This window comes from Streptomyces sp. NBC_01363 (assembly GCF_026340595.1).
Lineage (GTDB): Bacteria > Actinomycetota > Actinomycetes > Streptomycetales > Streptomycetaceae > Streptomyces.
In genome coordinates, this window is sequence record NZ_JAPEPF010000001.1 from 2,440,976 (window position 1) to 2,456,752 (window position 15,777).

At 71.2% G+C, this 15,777-nt stretch carries 16 protein-coding genes and 1 tRNA gene; 7 read left to right on the forward strand and 10 right to left on the reverse strand.

All coding sequences use genetic code 11. The features are described 5' to 3' along the window. Positions 1–28: 28 nt before the first annotated feature. The 7 genes from OG611_RS11430 to OG611_RS11460 form a co-directional block, all read right to left on the reverse strand. A complete protein-coding gene (locus tag OG611_RS11430; RefSeq protein WP_266418305.1) occupies positions 29–499 on the reverse strand; it encodes a hypothetical protein in 471 nt (156 codons plus the stop codon). Between the two features lie 111 nt (positions 500–610). After that, entirely contained in the window at positions 611–1,204 is a 594-nt protein-coding gene (pth, locus tag OG611_RS11435; protein ID WP_266418307.1) for an aminoacyl-tRNA hydrolase, read from the reverse strand. Between the two features lie 122 nt (positions 1,205–1,326). Then, entirely contained in the window at positions 1,327–1,911 is a 585-nt protein-coding gene (locus tag OG611_RS11440) for a 50S ribosomal protein L25/general stress protein Ctc (RefSeq protein ID WP_266418309.1), read from the reverse strand. A gap of 182 nt (positions 1,912–2,093) precedes the next feature. Then, positions 2,094–3,068: a ribose-phosphate diphosphokinase gene (locus tag OG611_RS11445; protein ID WP_030976866.1), complete on the reverse strand. Its 975-nt coding sequence runs from the start codon at positions 3,066–3,068 to the stop codon at positions 2,094–2,096. Positions 3,069–3,188: 120 nt separating this feature from the next. Next, positions 3,189–4,637 (reverse strand): bifunctional UDP-N-acetylglucosamine diphosphorylase/glucosamine-1-phosphate N-acetyltransferase GlmU, encoded by a 1,449-nt coding sequence (glmU, locus tag OG611_RS11450; protein ID WP_266418314.1) that lies wholly within the window; start codon positions 4,635–4,637, stop codon positions 3,189–3,191. Positions 4,638–4,746: 109 nt separating this feature from the next. Beyond that, positions 4,747–4,818, reverse strand: a tRNA-Gln gene (locus tag OG611_RS11455). 23 nt (positions 4,819–4,841) lie between these two features. Then, positions 4,842–5,144: a hypothetical protein gene (locus OG611_RS11460; protein WP_266426311.1), complete on the reverse strand. Its 303-nt coding sequence runs from the start codon at positions 5,142–5,144 to the stop codon at positions 4,842–4,844. 155 nt (positions 5,145–5,299) lie between these two features. Between OG611_RS11460 and OG611_RS11465 the strand changes: the two genes are divergently transcribed. Then, a complete protein-coding gene (locus OG611_RS11465; protein WP_266418316.1) occupies positions 5,300–6,616 on the forward strand; it encodes a sensor histidine kinase in 1,317 nt (438 codons plus the stop codon). Positions 6,617–6,707: 91 nt separating this feature from the next. Here the strand turns inward: OG611_RS11465 and OG611_RS11470 are convergent, their stop codons facing one another. Both OG611_RS11470 and OG611_RS11475 read right to left on the reverse strand, forming a co-directional pair. Beyond that, complete coding sequence (locus OG611_RS11470; RefSeq protein WP_266418318.1) at positions 6,708–7,241, reverse strand: SUKH-3 domain-containing protein; 534 nt, start codon at positions 7,239–7,241, stop codon at positions 6,708–6,710. A gap of 10 nt (positions 7,242–7,251) precedes the next feature. Next, positions 7,252–7,776 carry a YwqJ-related putative deaminase gene (locus tag OG611_RS11475; RefSeq protein ID WP_266418320.1) on the reverse strand — a complete coding sequence of 175 codons (525 nt, stop codon included), beginning with the start codon at positions 7,774–7,776 and terminating at the stop codon, positions 7,252–7,254. A gap of 313 nt (positions 7,777–8,089) precedes the next feature. On the opposite strand from OG611_RS11475, the gene OG611_RS11480 reads away from it, so the two are divergent. From OG611_RS11480 to OG611_RS11495, 4 genes are all read left to right on the forward strand, one after another. After that, the gene (locus OG611_RS11480; RefSeq protein ID WP_266418322.1) at positions 8,090–9,067 is read left to right on the forward strand and encodes an SMI1/KNR4 family protein; all 978 of its coding nucleotides are present in this window, start codon (positions 8,090–8,092) and stop codon (positions 9,065–9,067) included. A gap of 5 nt (positions 9,068–9,072) precedes the next feature. Continuing rightward, entirely contained in the window at positions 9,073–11,742 is a 2,670-nt protein-coding gene (locus tag OG611_RS11485; protein WP_266418324.1) for an SUKH-4 family immunity protein, read from the forward strand. 180 nt (positions 11,743–11,922) lie between these two features. Beyond that, complete coding sequence (locus tag OG611_RS11490; RefSeq protein ID WP_266418326.1) at positions 11,923–12,816, forward strand: cellulose-binding protein; 894 nt, start codon at positions 11,923–11,925, stop codon at positions 12,814–12,816. 437 nt (positions 12,817–13,253) lie between these two features. After that, complete coding sequence (locus OG611_RS11495) at positions 13,254–14,270, forward strand: MarR family transcriptional regulator (RefSeq protein ID WP_266418327.1); 1,017 nt, start codon at positions 13,254–13,256, stop codon at positions 14,268–14,270. Positions 14,271–14,309: 39 nt separating this feature from the next. Here the strand turns inward: OG611_RS11495 and OG611_RS11500 are convergent, their stop codons facing one another. Then, on the reverse strand, positions 14,310–14,555 hold the full coding sequence (locus OG611_RS11500) for a hypothetical protein (RefSeq protein ID WP_266425765.1): 246 nt from the start codon (positions 14,553–14,555) through the stop codon (positions 14,310–14,312). A gap of 127 nt (positions 14,556–14,682) precedes the next feature. Here OG611_RS11500 and OG611_RS11505 point away from each other — a divergent pair, with 127 nt between their 5' ends. After that, a complete protein-coding gene (locus OG611_RS11505) occupies positions 14,683–15,519 on the forward strand; it encodes a helix-turn-helix transcriptional regulator (protein WP_266418329.1) in 837 nt (278 codons plus the stop codon). Further along, the gene (locus OG611_RS11510) at positions 15,516–15,725 is read left to right on the forward strand and encodes a DUF397 domain-containing protein (RefSeq protein WP_266418331.1); all 210 of its coding nucleotides are present in this window, start codon (positions 15,516–15,518) and stop codon (positions 15,723–15,725) included. The genes OG611_RS11505 and OG611_RS11510 overlap by 4 nt, the downstream gene beginning before the upstream one ends. Positions 15,726–15,777 lie beyond the last annotated feature (52 nt).

The following is a 15,777-nucleotide window of genomic DNA, read 5'->3' on the forward strand; positions in this document are numbered from 1 at the left end:
TCCCACCCGGACACGGGTGCGGCCCCGCTCACAGTGCGAAGAACGTCGCCACGAGCAGGGCCGCACCCGCGATCCCTGTGCACCAGCCGGTACGGGACAGCCGCAGGCCACCACCGATCACCAGCCCCGACAGCAACAGGGCACCGCCCAGCGGCACCCAGGCGTGCAGAAAGCCCGGCGTCCCGGCACGCACCACATCATCCGTGCCCGGCTTCACCACGACGGGGAACCGTTCGCCCCTCCTCGCCGCGACGGACCTGTCGATCGTCACCCGGGAACGTGCGACGGCCTGCCCCGACGGCGCGAACGGACCGGTACAGACATCGGCGCCGCAACCCGTCACGGTCATCGTGCCGTGCTCACGGCCTTTGGACAGAACTATGTGGTGCGCCTCGTTCCAGGACGACAGCACACCCGCCACCAGCAGCAACAGGACAACACAGCCCATGGCGGCGTTGCGGGCGTAGACCAGGGCGCGGTGGGAGGAGCTCCGCTTCATGGGGAGCGATCCTTGGGCAGACCGGCACCACCGGTCAACTCGTGGCCGAAAATCGCCGGGGTACCGGCAGGAATGTCAGAGTTGTGCGCGCCACCGCCGTTGCTGCGGGCGTCAGGAGTTGTACGCGCTCTGCGCGCGCTCCAGGCCCTCCGCCAGCAGACACTCCACCGAGTCCGCGGCCCGGTCCACCATGTACCCGAGCTCCTTGCGCTCGGTGGACGAGAAGTCCTTCAGCACGAAATCCGCGACCTGCATCCGCCCCGGCGGCCGCCCGATCCCGAACCGGATCCGGTGATAGTCCGCACCCATCGACTTGGTCATCGACTTCAGCCCGTTGTGCCCGTTGTCGCCACCACCCAGCTTCAGCCGCAGTGTCCCGTAGTCGATGTCCAGCTCGTCATGGATCGCCACGATGTGGTCGGTCGGCACCTTGTAGAAGTCGCGCAGCGCCGTGACGGGACCGCCCGACAGGTTCATGTACGACATCGGCTTGGCCAGGATCACCCGCCGGCTCGCCGGGCCGGGCGGGCCCATGCGGCCCTCCACGACCTGCGCCTGCGCCTTCTGCGCCCGCTTGAACTTCCCGCCGATCCGCTCGGCCAGGAGATCGGCCACCATGAAGCCGACATTGTGCCGGTTCGCCGCGTACTCGGGACCGGGATTGCCGAGGCCCACGATGAGCCAGGGATCAGTGGCGTCGGACATCTCTGCTCGGTCTCCTCGCGTGCGACGGCTGGTTACAGGGGGGGGCTGATCACAGGGAAACGGGGCGGCGGGTCCTCGAACAAGGAACCGCCGCCCCGTCAGTCAAGCAGTGCGGGCGAGGCTCAGGCCTCGGCGCCCGCTTCGGCGGACTCGGCAGCCGGCTCCTCGGCCTGCGCGGCGACGACCTGGAGCACGACGGCGTCCTCGTCACCGGCCAGCACGGAGCCCTTCGGCAGCGGGATGTCCTTGGCGAGGACGGACGCACCGGCGTCCAGGCCCGCGACGGAGACCGTGACGGACTCGGGGATGTGGGTGGCCTCGGCCTCGACGAGCAGGGTGTTCTGCACGTACTCCAGGAGGTTGCCGCCCGGGGCCAGGTCGCCCTCGACGTGCACGGCGACCTCGACGTTGACCTTCTCGCCGCGCTTGACGGTCAGCAGGTCGACGTGCTCGATGTCGCCCTTGAGCGGGTTGCGCTGCACGGCCTTCGGGATGACCAGCGCGTCCTTGCCGTCGATCTCCAGACCGATCAGGACGTTGGCGGTCTTGAGCGCCATCATCAGCTCGTGACCCGGCAGGGTGACGTGAACCGGCTCGGCACCGTGGCCGTAGACGACCGCGGGAACCAGGTTGGCGCGGCGGGTGCGGCGGGCGGCACCCTTGCCGAACTCGGTACGGACCTGGGCGGCGAGCTTGACCTCAGCCATGACTGCACTCCTCGTAAGGTGACGAAAATCGGACGGTCACCCGGCCCACGACAGGCCTGCTACGAAGAGCGCGTCGATAACGGACCGCCGTACACATGGGTACGGCCTCCCTCGCCGAGCAACTCGCTGAGTCTACCCGGCGGGGAGGCCGCCCCCAAAGTGGATCTTCGGTACCGCTGTTCCTACTGCTCCTCGAAGAGGCTGGTGACCGAGCCGTCCTCGAAGACCTCACGCACCGCGCGCGCGATCGTCGGGGCGATCGACAGCACCGTGATCTTGTCGAGCTCCAGCTCGCCCGGGGTCGGCAGGGTGTCCGTGAACACGAACTCGCTGACCTTGGAGTTCTTCAGCCGGTCCGCGGCCGGACCCGAGAGCACACCGTGCGTCGCCGTCACTATGACGTCCTCGGCACCGTGCGCGAACAGGGCGTCGGCAGCGGCGCAGATGGTGCCACCGGTGTCGATCATGTCGTCGACCAGGACACAGACCCGGCCCTTCACATTGCCGACGACCTCGTGGACCGTCACCTGGTTGGCGACGTCCTTGTCCCGGCGCTTGTGCACGATGGCGAGCGGGGCGTCCAGGCGGTCGCACCAGCGGTCGGCGACCCGCACCCGGCCGGCGTCCGGGGAGACGATCGTCAGCTTCGAGCGGTCGACCTTGGCGCCGACGTAGTCGGCCAGGATCGGCAGCGCGAAGAGGTGGTCCACCGGGCCGTCGAAGAAGCCCTGGATCTGGTCCGTGTGCAGGTCGACGGTGAGGATGCGGTCGGCACCCGCCGTCTTCATCAGGTCGGCGACCAGACGGGCCGAGATCGGCTCGCGACCGCGGTGCTTCTTGTCCTGGCGGGCGTAGCCGTAGAACGGCACGATCACCGTGATGGAACGGGCCGAGGCGCGCTTCAGCGCGTCCAGCATGATGAGCTGCTCCATGATCCACTTGTTGATCGGAGCGGTGTGGCTCTGGATCAGGAAGCAGTCGGCGCCTCGGGCCGACTCCTGGAAGCGGACGTAGATCTCACCATTGGCGAAATCGAAGGCCTTCGTCGGCACGAGGCCGACACCCAGCTGGTGCGCAACCTCCTCGGCCAGCTCGGGGTGGGCGCGGCCGGAGAAGAGCATCAGTTTCTTCTCGCCGGTCGTCTTGATCCCGGTCACAGCACAGTCTCCTCAGACGTGTTCCTGGCGCTGCGCGCATGTGTCCCGATGCGCAACGAGCCAGCCGAAATGGGGTGAGCATCTATCACGGTACGCCGTGCGCGGCGCACCTGTTTCCGGTCAGCTTTCGCTGTCACGCTCCGATGTGGCGGCCTGAGCCGCCTGCGCGGCGCCGCTTCCTGGACGCTTGCGGGCCACCCAACCCTCGATATTCCTTTGCTGGCCGCGGGCGACAGCCAGTGAACCGGGCGGTACGTCCTTGGTGATGACCGAGCCGGCCGCGGTGTAGGCGCCGTCCCCGACCGTGACGGGCGCCACAAACATATTGTCCGACCCGGTACGGCAGTGGGAGCCGATCGTGGTGTGGTGCTTGGCCACGCCGTCGTAGTTCACGAAGACGCTGGCGGCACCGATGTTGGTGTGGTCGCCGATCGTCGCGTCGCCGACGTAGCTCAGGTGCGGGACCTTGGTGCCCTCGCCGATCGTGGCGTTCTTCATCTCCACGTACGTACCGGCCTTGGCCTTCGTGCCGAGCGTGGTGCCGGGCCGCAGATAGGCGTACGGACCGACCGTCGCGCCCTCGCCGACCTCGGCCCGGTCCGCGACCGTGTTGTCCACGCGCGCGCCCGCGCGGACGACGGTGTCCGTGAGTCGGGTGTTGGGGCCGACCTCGGCGTCCTCGCCGAGATGCGTGGTGCCGAGCAGCTGGGTGCCCGGGTGCACGATCGCGTCCCGCTCGTAGGTGACGGTGGCGTCGATCAGCGTGGACGCCGGGTCCACGACGGTCACACCGGCCAGCATGGCCCGCTCCAGCAGCCGCTGGTTCAGCAGCCGCCGGGCCTCGGCCAGCTGGACCCGGTTGTTGATGCCGAGGATCTCGCGGTGGTCCCCGGCCACCGAGGCGCCGACCCGGTGCCCGGCCTCGCGCAGGATGGACAGGACGTCGGTGAGGTACTCCTCGCCCTGGCTGTTGTCGGTACGGACCTTGCCGAGGGCCTCGGCGAGCAGTCGGCCGTCGAAGGCGAAGACCCCGGAGTTGATTTCCCGGATCTCGCGCTGGGCGTCGGTGGCGTCCTTGTGCTCGACGATCTCGGTGACCGCGCCGTCGGCCGGGTCGCGGACGATGCGGCCGTAGCCGGTGGAGTCCGGGACCTCGGCGGTCAGCACGGTGACGGCGTTGGAATCGGCCGTGTGAGTGGCGGCGAGCGCGACGAGCGTCTCGCCGGAGAGCAGCGGGGTGTCGCCGCAGACGACGATCACGGTGCCGTCGACGGTGCCGCCCAGCTCGTCGAGACCGACACGCACGGCGTTGCCGGTGCCCTTCTGCTCGGTCTGGTGGGCGGTCCGCAGTCGGTCGTCGACGGCGTCGAGGTGCGCGGTGACCTGCTCGCTGCCGTGGCCGACGACCACGACCAGGTGCTCGGGGTCCAGCTCGCGGGAGGCGGCGACGACATGTCCGACGAGCGAGCGCCCGGAGATCTCGTGCAGGACCTTGGGGGTCTTCGACTTCATGCGGGTGCCCTCACCCGCTGCGAGGACGACGACGGCTGCCGGGCGTTCGGAGCTCACAGAAATGCCCTTCGGCTTCGGGTGGTGGACACCCGAAGGATACCGGGGGGGTATGGGGCGGGCATGGGTGCGGGCCCCGACCTCGGAGGTCGGGGCCCGCACGCGGAGGCTCCCCTGCCAGGACTCGAACCCGGACAAATAGCACCAAAAGCTACTGTGCTGCCAATTACACCACAGGGGAACAAGGCCAACTAACCGGACATGTCATCCGGTCGCTGGACAGGCACCCAACACTATGCCGTACCAAGTGCCTTCTACGCGATGATAAAGGTCTGCGCTCTTGGTGACGTAGATGATCAGTAGCCGAAACCCCGCCTGGATCTGGTCGTACGTCATGCCTTGGCTGCGCGGAGCCGGTTCGCCTTTGACCAGGCGGCCCGGGATGTCGTTGTTGTGGATGTGCATCCGGTCGCGGATCTGCCGGAGGCCGAGGCATTCCCGGCGCAGGGCGATGGCCTGCTCGCGCAGGTCTTCGAAATCGGCGTACTTGCTCGTGATTTCCGTCATGCAATGAGCGTCGTCCGGAATGCGGACGTCCGGTGCGAAAGCCTGCTCGCTTCGCCATTTCAAGCGATAAGTGGTCGTTCCGTCTCTGTCCGGCGGACGCACGTGCTGTCCAGGTCGCCCGAAAATGAGGTGCGGTCGCCCGTAGGGTGGACGGCATGACCGCAACGGGGGCAGACCGGGAAGCGGCGGGGTCGACCACCCGCGGCTACTGGTGGTGGGAGCGGCGGCGCAGTGTCGCCCTGGATGTGGGGCTCGCGCTCCTGTCGGCGCTGGAGTGTGCGCTGGAGGGTGTGGAGTTCGCCGGGGACACCGGGTTGCCGGTGCCGGTGGGTGTGCTGTTCGGGCTGCTCGCGGGGTCGGTCCTGGTGTTGCGGCGGCGCTGGCCGATCGCGGTGGTGCTGGTGGCGGTCGCGACCACACCGGCCGAGATGGGCTTCCTGATGGGCCTGGTCGGCCTCTACACGCTGGCCGCCTCCGACGTGCCGCGAAGGATCACCGCGGTGCTGATGGGGATGTCCTTCGCGGGGACGCTCATCGTCACGTACGTACGGCTGCGGCAGAGCGTCTCCCAGCAGGACGATTTCGGGCCGGGCGACTGGTACGTACCGCTGATCTCGCTCTTCATGTCGCTCGGGCTCACCGCGCCGCCCGTGCTGTTCGGCCTCTACATAGGGGCCCGGCGGCGGCTGATGGAGAGCCTGCGGGAGCGGGCGGACTCGCTGGAGCGGGAGTTGTCGCTGCTCGCCGACCGGGCGGAGGAGCGGGCGGAGTGGGCGCGTACGGAGGAACGCCACCGGATCGCCCGCGAGATGCACGACGTGGTCGCCCACCGGGTGAGTCTGATGGTCGTGCACGCCGCCGCGCTCCAGGCCGTCGCGCCGAAGGATCCGGCGAAGGCGGTGCGCAACGCGGCGCTGGTCGGTGACATGGGCCGGCAGGCGCTGACGGAGCTGCGGGAGATGCTCGGGGTGCTGCGGGCGGGGGAGTCGGTGACGGCCCGGCCGGCCTCGGTGCCGCTGGCCTCGGTCGGTCAGGCGGCTGCTGCCGCGGCTGCCGCCGCCACGGAGGACGGGCCGCGGTTGCATGAGGTGGAGGTCCTGGTGGGGGAGTCCAGGGCGGCGGGGATGACGGTGGAGCTGTCGGTGGACGGTGAGGCGCGCGCGTATCCGCCCGAGGTCGAGCAGACGGCGTACCGGGTGGTGCAGGAGGCTCTGACGAACGTGCACAAGCATGCGGCGGGCGCGAAGACGTGGGTGCGGCTGGCGCACCGGGACGCGGAGGTCGCGATGCAGGTGGAGAACGGACCGTCGGACGCGGCGACGGCGGACGCGGGGCTGCCGAGCGGGGGCAACGGCCTGGTCGGCATGCGGGAGCGGGTGCTGGGGCTCGGCGGTGTCTTCGTCTCGGGTCCGACGGATGCGGGCGGCTTCCGGGTGTCGGCGGTGCTGCCGGCTCAGGGGGCGGCGGCCTGAACCGTGGGACCGGCGGGGCGGGGCCCGGCCGGTCCTGCGGGGGCGGTGCGCGGGTTCGGGGCCTGGTGGGCCCTGATCCGCCGGACGGGCCCTAACCCGAGACGAGGCGCTCCGGCTGGATTCCCGCGACCAGGGTCGCCAGCGCCCGGTCGATGTCCGGGCCGAGGTACCAGTCGCCGGTGTGGTCGACGCTGTAGACGCGGCCTTCGGTGTCGATCGCCAGGACCGCCTGTCCGTCCCCTTCTTCGCCCAGGGGGCTGACCTCGGTCTCCAGCGCCCGGCCGAGGTCGCCGAGGGTGCGGGCGAGGTGGAGTCCGCTCAGCGGGTCGATGCGTACCGGGGCGGGTGCGATCTGGCGGCCCGGCGCGGACGCGGTGATGTGGAGTCCGCCGAATTCGGCCCAGGCCTCCACGGCCGCGGGGAAGACCGCGTGCTGGTGGCCGGCGGGCGAGGCGTGCGAGCGCAGTGCGTCGGCCCATTCCTCGGCCTGCCGGATGTCCCAGCGGCCGGGCTGCCAGCCCGCGGCGCGCAGGGCGGCGTCGACGGCGACGGGGAAGCGGGTGGAGGCGTTCCGGTCGCGGTCCGCGGGGCTCGTTTGTTCGGGTAGGTCGGTTCGGTCGCGCATCGGCGTGCGGTCAGCCCTTCTCGGCGGTGGTCGCCGCCCCGGTGGTCGTGAGGTCGACGGGACGTACGCCGAAGTGGGCGAGCATCGCCGCGCAGGAGCGGCACGGTGGCGCGTAGCTGCCGTGCATCGGGTCCCCGTCCTCACGGATGCGTCGTGCGGTGAGCCGCGAGTGCTTGAGGGCGCGCCGGGCCTCGCCGTTGGTCAGCGGCTTGCGCTGGGCGCGCTTGGAGCGGTTCGACTCTGCCGCGGTGAGCTGCCGGGAGAGCAGTATCGCCTCGGGGCAGCGGCCGGTGAAGCGTTCGCGCCGGCTGCTGGGGAGGGTGTCGAGGAAGTCCTGGACGAGTGGGTGCAGTACGGGGGGCTGGTCGCCCTTGCCCGCGGTGCAGGTGAGTGTCTCGCCGCGTACGGACAGGGCCGCCGCGACTGCGGGCAGGATGCCGTCGCGGCGGTGGTGCAGGCGGGGTGTGCGGCCGGCGTCGGTGCTGCTCCAGCTGAGGCGCGGATCCCCGGATGTGGCTGATTGTGCGGTGTGCATGGCGCTTTCCCTCCCGTGCCGCAGCGGTAGCTGCGCGGTGTGCACGCCCCCGAGTTGCGGTGACAGCCTGCCAAATGTCCCGGCTGGTGGGGAAGCTGGGGCAGTGAAACGTGTCTCCGTGTCGCCCGTCCGTGGCGGGGGCGTCGCTCGTCCGTCACGCCGGTGTGACGGTTCGTGACGGATGCGGAGGGGGAGGCGTAGGACAGGTCACATGGGCGAGACCCGCCCTTGCGCCACCGCATAGGCTGTGCCCGGACCGTCCCCCTTGGGCAGGCCGGTCCTCACCAGCCAGACGCAGCAGGGGGCAACCGCCATGACGACAGGTCGGCTCGGGCAGCAAGCCGCGCCACCGAACGCGGCCTACGCCGGGCAGCTCGTGCATTTCCCGGACCCGGTCCGGGCGTCCCGCCACCCCGGTGGTGTGCGCATGGACGAGAACGGCAGCCCGGACTTCGCGCCGTACGCGCGTGCCGCCGCCGAGATCGCCGAGCCTCCGCAGGGCTTCGGGGTCGATGAGCTGCGGCTCACCGATTACGTGTCGGCCAATGCGGCGCTGGCGGCGAGCGGCCATGAGCTGTGGGACACGATCCCGGCGGTCGCCACTCCGCACGGCTGGACGTGGCACCACGTGCCCGGTGGCCGACGTATGGAGCTGGTCCCGGTCGAGGTGAAGGCGCTGCTCAGACATCACGGTGGCCTTGCCGCCACGGCGGTCGACCACAACAAGCGGGGGACCCGCCCGTTGCAGGAGACCCGGCCCGCGCATTTCCGGCTGCCGAAGGGTGCCGTGGCGGTGACCGAGGCGCAGGTGCTGGGCGTCGAGGAGGACCTCGGCTATCGGCTGCCGGGTGCCTACCGTTCGTTCCTCAAGGCGGCGGGTGGTTCGGCGCCGGTCGGCGCGGCGCTCGACGCGGAGCTGGGCCTTCTGGTCGACCAGCCGTTCTTCACGGTGCGCGAGCAGGCCGCCGCGAACGACCTGGTGTACATCAACAAGTGCTTGCGCGATCACCTCACCAAGGACTTCCTGGGCGTCGGTTTCGTCCAGGGCGGCATCATCGCGGTGAAGGTGAAGGGCAACGGTGTCGGCTCGGTCTGGTTCTGCGCGTACGACGACGCCCGGGACCAGGACGGCTGGAACGTGCAGGAGCGGGTGGACCGGCTGTTGCTGCCGTGCGGCGGTGACTTCGATGCCTTCCTGCAGCGTCTGGCGGGCAATCCGCCGGAGCTGGAGACCGTGGCGAACCTGATGGTGGACGGCGGCTTCGCGCGGGCCGTCCCGGTGGAGGGGTGAGCGCGATGGTGACCTTTGCGCAGGCGCAGGAGCGCGCGGACGAGTGGATCAACGGCGATGTGCCCGCGTACCAGCACCGTGAGGTGCGGGTACGGGAGTTCGAGCTGGGCTTCGTGGTGTGGGGCGAGGACCGCGCCGAGGGCCCGGTCTCGGACGGCGGCAGGCAGCGGCTGGTGATCGCCAGGGACAGCGGTGAGGCCACCCTGTGGCCGGGGCTGCCGGTGGGCGAGGTGATCCGGCGGTACGAGGAGGAGTACGGCGCCCACGCGGCGGCCGCGGCCGCTCCGGAGCCGCCGCAGCGCATCGACCTCAATCAGACGTCGTTCCTGTTGAGCCCCCCGGAGTGGCTCCAGGAAGCGGCCGACAAGCTGGGCATCCCGGACCGCCGGGAGAACCGGGGCCAGGACGCGGCGCCTGCGGCGGCGCCCTCGGCCCCTCCGGTCTCTCCTGCTCCGCCCGTCACGCCTGCTCGGTCCGTCTCTCCTGTTTCACCTGCCGCTCCTGTTTCGCACGCCTCCCCCGCCTCGCCTGTCGGTCAGGCGTCGCCGGGTTCGCACGGTGGGCAGGTCGCGTACGAGCCCACGGCCAATGACGGTGTCCCGGTATCCCCGCCGAACGTCCCCGCCGGGTCCACCCCCTGGGCCGGCACGGACACGAACGCGGGTTCCGACGACGGGGCGGTGCCGCTCCCGGCCACGGTGTTCGCGCCGCCGCTCTCGGGTGCCGACGACGACGGCACCCCGCCGCCGGTCGTTCCGGCCGACGCGCCGACCGCCCTGATGTCGGGCGGCAGTCAGCTGCCCCGGACGGCGATCGTGCCCGGTCTGCCCCCGCAGGGCGGCGCCCCGGGTGTTCCTCCGGGTGCTCCGGGCGCGGGTGCTCCGGGTCTGAACGCTCCGGGTCCGAATGCTCCGGGTCCGGGTGCCGGTGACATCGCCGATGCGGCCACCAGCAAGGCCGTGGTGCCGCCGCGTGGTGCGCGTGGTGGCGGTCCGTCGACCCCGCCGCCGCCCGGTGCCCCCGGAACCCCGGGCGCCAGGCCGGGGCCGCCCGTGCCGCCGCCCTCGGGACCGGGTGCGCCCGGTGCTCCGGCGGGCGGGTACATGCCGACCCAGCTCGCCCCTCAGACGGGTCCGCCCGGTGCGCCGCTGCCGCCTCCGGGTCCGCCTGGTGCGCCGGGTGCTCCTGGTGCTCCGGTGCCGCCTCCGTCGCCCGGTTCGACGCCGCCGCCCGGTGGCGGTGTGCACCATGCCGCGACGATGCTGGCCGATCCGAGCATGGGCGGTCCGGGTGGGCTGCGGCCTCCGGGTCCTCCCGGTGCGCCTGGCGCTCCGGTTGCTCCTGGTGCGCCGGGTGTGCCCGGTGCTCCGGTGCCGCCTCCGCCGCCCGGTGGTGGGGTGCACCATGCCGCGACGATGCTGGCCGATCCGAGCATGGGCGGTCCGGGTGGGCTGCAGCCGCCCGGTGCGCCGGGTGCTCCGGTGCCGCCTCCGTCGCCCGGTTCGACGCCGCCGCCCGGTGGCGGTGTGCACCATGCCGCGACGATGCTCGCCGATCCGAGCATGGGCGGCCCCGGTGCGCCGCAGCCTCCCGGCCCGCCCGGCCCGCCCGGTCCTCCCGGTCCGCCCGGAGTGCCGCAGGGCGGCGCCCCCGGCCCCGTACCGCCCCCGGCGTACGGCTATCCGCAGGCGCCCACCGGTCAGCCGACCGTCGGGCCCGGCTACCAGGCCGTGCTGCGCTACCGCGCGCCCGACGGCAGCGAGCAGCAGCTGATCCGGCGCTCGGCGCCCGGCACCCCGCACCCCGAGTGGCAGATGCTGCACGAGCTGCGGGCGATGAACGTGCCGCCGCAGCAGGTCATCGAGCTGCACACCGAGCTGGAGTCCTGCGAGCTGCCCGGTGGCTACTGCGCGCGGATGATCCGTGAGACCTGGCCGCAGGTGCGGATCACCAGCGTCGCCCCGTACGGCACCGATCACGCCAGCCGTCAGCAGGGCATGCAGCATCTGCTCACCCACCAGGGCGAGCTGCACCAGGTGGCGGACGGACCGGCCCGTCCGGCTCCGGTGCGCGCGCCGCTGCCGCAGATGCCGCCCGCGATGGCGGCGCCGCCGGAGGTCATCGCGGACGAGCTGCTGCAGACCTTCGGGCCGCAGGGCATCTGCCGCTTCGATCAGCGTGCCGTCTCCCGTCAGGGTGTGCCCGAGACCGTGGCGCGCACGCTGGTGTGGGCGGGGCTGCCCGCCGACTTCGGGCCGTTCTTCTGGGCGCAGCCCGGTCAGCCGGTGGTGCCGACGCTGGCCGAGCTCGCCGCGCAGCGCCAGGTGCAGGCCGCCCCCGACGCGGGGTCGTATCTCGTCATGGGGTCCGACTTCGGGCGGGCGATCTGTGTCCAGTACGGGACCGCGAACATCGTGGCCGTGCCGGTCGAGGCGGGGCCGGGCGGTCAGTCGGTGGCGCCGCAGTTCGTGAACACGGGGCTGCCGGAGTTCCAGCGTTCGATGGCATTGCTCGGCCGGATGTGGCGGCTGCGCTTCGGGCTCAACCCGGAGCAGGCGGGTCGTTGGACGGTCGACTTCCAGGCCCAGCTGGTGGCGCTGGACGCGGCGGCGCTGGCGTCGCCGGAGAGCTGGTGGTCCGTACTTCTCGAACAGATGTGGGACGGGCTGATCTGACCCGGCGGGTTCCGCGGACGGCGCCCGGCTCCCGGAAGGGGGCCGGGCGCCGTGCTGCGCGCTGTCTGTGATGCCTGTCGCTTCCGCCCGGAAAGCAGTTGATCGATTCCGACTTCTGGGCCAATTGCCGCATCCTTGACGTACTGCTGATGGTCGGAGAGTCGGAAAGAGGCTTCAAGGATGAGTTCTGCACCGGTGTCCGCGCACGGCTTCGTCGGCGGACGAGGACGTGGTTACCGTCCGGAGCAGGTGGACCGCGCGGTGGCCGGGCTTTCGGCGGAGCGGGACGCGGCGCTGGACGAGGTGTCCCGGCTGACCGCGTTGGTGGAGGAGCTGTCGGCGGAGTCGGTCCGGCTGAGCGAGGTCGTCGCCACGCTCGCCCCGCAGAACTACGAATCGCTGGGTGAGCGTGCCCAGCAGATCCTGGCGCTCGCCGAGGGCGAGGCGGAGACCCTGCGGGGCGCCGCCCAGGAGGAGGCGCAGGCGCTGCGGGACGCCGCGGACGAGGCGGGCCGCGGGATCCGTGCTTCGGCGCGGGCGGACTCCGAGGCCATGCGGGCCGCGGCCGTGACCCACGCCGACGAGACGCTGTCCACGGCGAGGGGCACCGCTGACGGGACCGTTGCCGAGGCCCGCGAGGAGGCCGCGGAGGTGCGGGAGCGCTCGGAGTCCATGATGACGGAGACGATCCGCCGTACCGAGAGCGTCCTCGCGCACCAGGAGCAGGAGCACTCCGAGCGCTGGCAGGCGGCCGAGCTCGAACTGGCCGGGGCCGAGGCCGCGCAGTCGGCGCATCACGACGAGCTGACCGAGCAGGCGGAAGCCCGCCTGGCCGAGGCGCGGCGGGCGCTCGCGGAGACGGAGGAGGCCGCCCGGCACGGTCAGGAGGACGCCGAGGCGCGGGCCGCGGAGCTGGTCGCGGCGGCCAGGGTCCGTGAGGAGCGGGTGGTCCGGGAGACGGAGCGGATCATGCGGGAGCACGAGGAGGGCCGCGAGGAGGTGCAGGCGCACATGGCACACGTACGGAATTCGCTCGCGGCGCTCACCGGGCGGGTGACACCGGCGGAGGACTGAGCCCGGCGGAGGACTGAGCCCGGCGGAGGACTGACCCCGGCTTCGGCGTTCCGAGTCCCGAGTCCCGAGTCCCGGGTCCCGGGTCCCGGGTCCCGGGCTCCGGGCTCCGAGCTCCGGGCTTCGAGCTCCGGGAGCGGCTGTTCACTCTTTCGTGGGTACGGGCATGGGCTTGGGGTCGGGTCTTGAGCTTCGGGCTTCGGGAGTCGGGGTGCGAGGGCCGGGATTCGAGCGGTGTGTACCAACTGGTTGGATACAAGGGTTGGTTGGGGAAACCTCCCCGCCCTCCCTGACCCGTCACGGCCAGCAAGTATGACTAGTTGTGATCGACTTGCGGCGCGGAGTCGCGGCTGCTTACGGTGCCCAACGTAACGACCCCGACACGGTGTTCGTAGCACCGGCCGGGGTCTGACCCCAAGATCGAATTCAGAGGCGATCCCGTGGCTGTCTCAAACCTTAGCCCTGCCCTGTGCGCGCCCGCATCCTCGCGCCCCTCGCACCCGAAGGCCCGCCCCGGTTACGGAAAGCGATCCGTTCCGGAGCAACGCCCGCCGCGCGAGGCCGACTTCGCATTGCTGCCCGATCGCGAACGGCACATCGCCGGTTACGTGGATGCCCTGCCCGAGGGTGCGGCGATGGACATCAAGTCGCTGGCGAAGAGCCAGCCCCTCTACGGGCAGATGGCCGTCGGCAGCGCGCTGCGGGCCCTGGGGGTGGCCGGTCATCTGCGGCATGTCCGGTGCCTGAGCGGCGAGAACGGCGACCAGGTCCGCTGGGTTACGCGTACCTTCTGGTCGCGGGTTGCTCACGACAACGAGTGGTGGGACACCTTACTCGCCGCCGAAGAGCGCCGGTCCGCGCCGATGTCGACCGCGAAGGCGGTGGAGCCCCCGGCGCCTGCCGAGCCCGAGGCGGGCGCCCCGGCCCAGGTGCCCGCGCCTGCGCCCGCGCCCGTGCCCGTGCCCGTGCCCGAGTCTGTGCCCGTGTCCGAGCCTGAGCCCGTGCACGTACCGTCGCAGCTGCCCACCCCGGTGGTGCCGCAGCAGCGCACTGCAGAGCCGGAGCCGGAGCCGCAGTCCCCGCCGGGACCTTCTCCCGCCTTTGCCGCCCTGGCCCGCCTCGGCCGTACCGACTCCCGCCTGGCCCTCTCGGCAGCGGACTGTGCGGCGCTGGAGCAGGAGGTCACCGAGTGGTTCGCGCGCGGTGTGGACGCCGACTACCTGACGCACGCCCTCACCGCCGGGCTCCCCGCGTCCGTCGACTCACCCTTCGGCTTCGTCCGCCGCCGCCTCCACGACAAGCTCCCGCCCCGCCTGCCCGCCACGACCCCGGCCACGCAGGCAACTCCCGTACGCCGCCTGATGATGGAGTGCACCGAGTGCGGCGCCCCGGGCAGGCCCGAGGCGTTCCGCGACGGCCTGTGCAGGCCCTGCCGGGAGTCCGGCCCGGTGGTCTGACCGGCTCCGTGAGGCGTAGCCCCTGCCCTGCCGGCGCGTTCACAACCCGCCCCGACTGCTCCTGAGGTTCCGCAACACGTTCTCGACGCTCAGCCGCTCGGCAGGTGTGAGCGCGCGAACCCACTCCGGCTCGGCCTCCCACTCGATACCGCCGCCGACCGGCCGCAACGCCCAGTACGGGCCGGCGACCCCTCGGAACTCCCCGACCCGGTTGCTGTGACCGGCGTCCCTCATGAGCGTTCCGGGGGGCGGGACTTGAGCTTGAGAGGGCTCGTGGCGATTCACGGCAACGTTCTCTTCGGTCACGTCAACTCCGCTCCGTAGCGATTCCACTACCAAGGGGATTCAGGGTGGCCTAGAGTCGGAACCCGATCAACGTGGCGGACCTGGATGAAAGGTTGGTGATAACCCTTTGAACCGCAAGGAGTTGAACCCGGACAGTTCCCCGGAAGCGGCCTTCGGCGCACGTCTCCGCAGCTGGCGCGAGGAGCGTGGCTGGAAGCAGGAGGACCTGTCCGATCGCATGGGGTACTCCAGCACCCATATCTCGGCGGTCGAAACCAGCCGGAAACTTCCGACCTTGCGATTCTCGCGCAGCGCGGACCGGGCTTTCGGCACGGGCGATACAGCTGACACGTTCGAGCGCCACTGGCGCGAGATCCGGCACGGCTCTCTGCTGGAGGGCTTCCCGGAGTACGTGGGGCAGGAGAGTCGTGCTGCGGAGATCCGGCTGTACGAAGTGGGTGTGATGCCCGGCCTGCTCCAGACGCCCGAATACGCGACCGTGCTCGCGGAGAGCGCCGTCAAGCGCGGGGCGATCACCAACGATCAGGCGAAGGAACGGATCTCGCTCGTCGCCGAGCGGCAGGCCGCACTCGCCCGCACGCATCCGCCGTTGTTCCTGGTCGTGCTGGACGAAAGCTGCCTCCGCTGCCCGGTCGGCGGACCCGCCGTCATGGACGCGCAGCTGGAGCGGCTGATCGAGTTCGCCGAGCTGCCCAACACCGTGCTCCAGGTCGCCCCGTTCGACATGGCGGAGCTCCGTCCTTTCGACCTGCCGCTGTACATACTGACCCTGCCGGACCGCCAGCTCATGTCCTATGCCGAGTCCTCCCACCTGGGTACTCTCAACCGGGAAAGCGCTTCGGTTGTCCCCCTGTTGACGGCCTACCATCAGTTGCAGGCCGGGGCTCTGTCCCCAGCGGCATCCGTGGCCATGATCAGCCAGTTACGAAAGGGTTCCCAGTGACGACCGAATCCCCCCGCTGGTTCAAGTCCTCCTACAGCAACAACGGTGGCGCCTGCGTCGAGGTCGCCGCCAACCTCGTCGGCTCGCTCGGTGTCATTCCCGTCCGTGACTCGAAGAGCCGGAGCGGCCCCGTGCTGAGCACCTCCCCCGCTGCATTCGCCACGTTCGTGGCAGGGGTCAAGGCTGGAGAGTTCGGCTCGGTCTGACCGCACCTCCTGCGCAACGACGACAGCCCCGCGCAGCGACGACAGCCCCGCG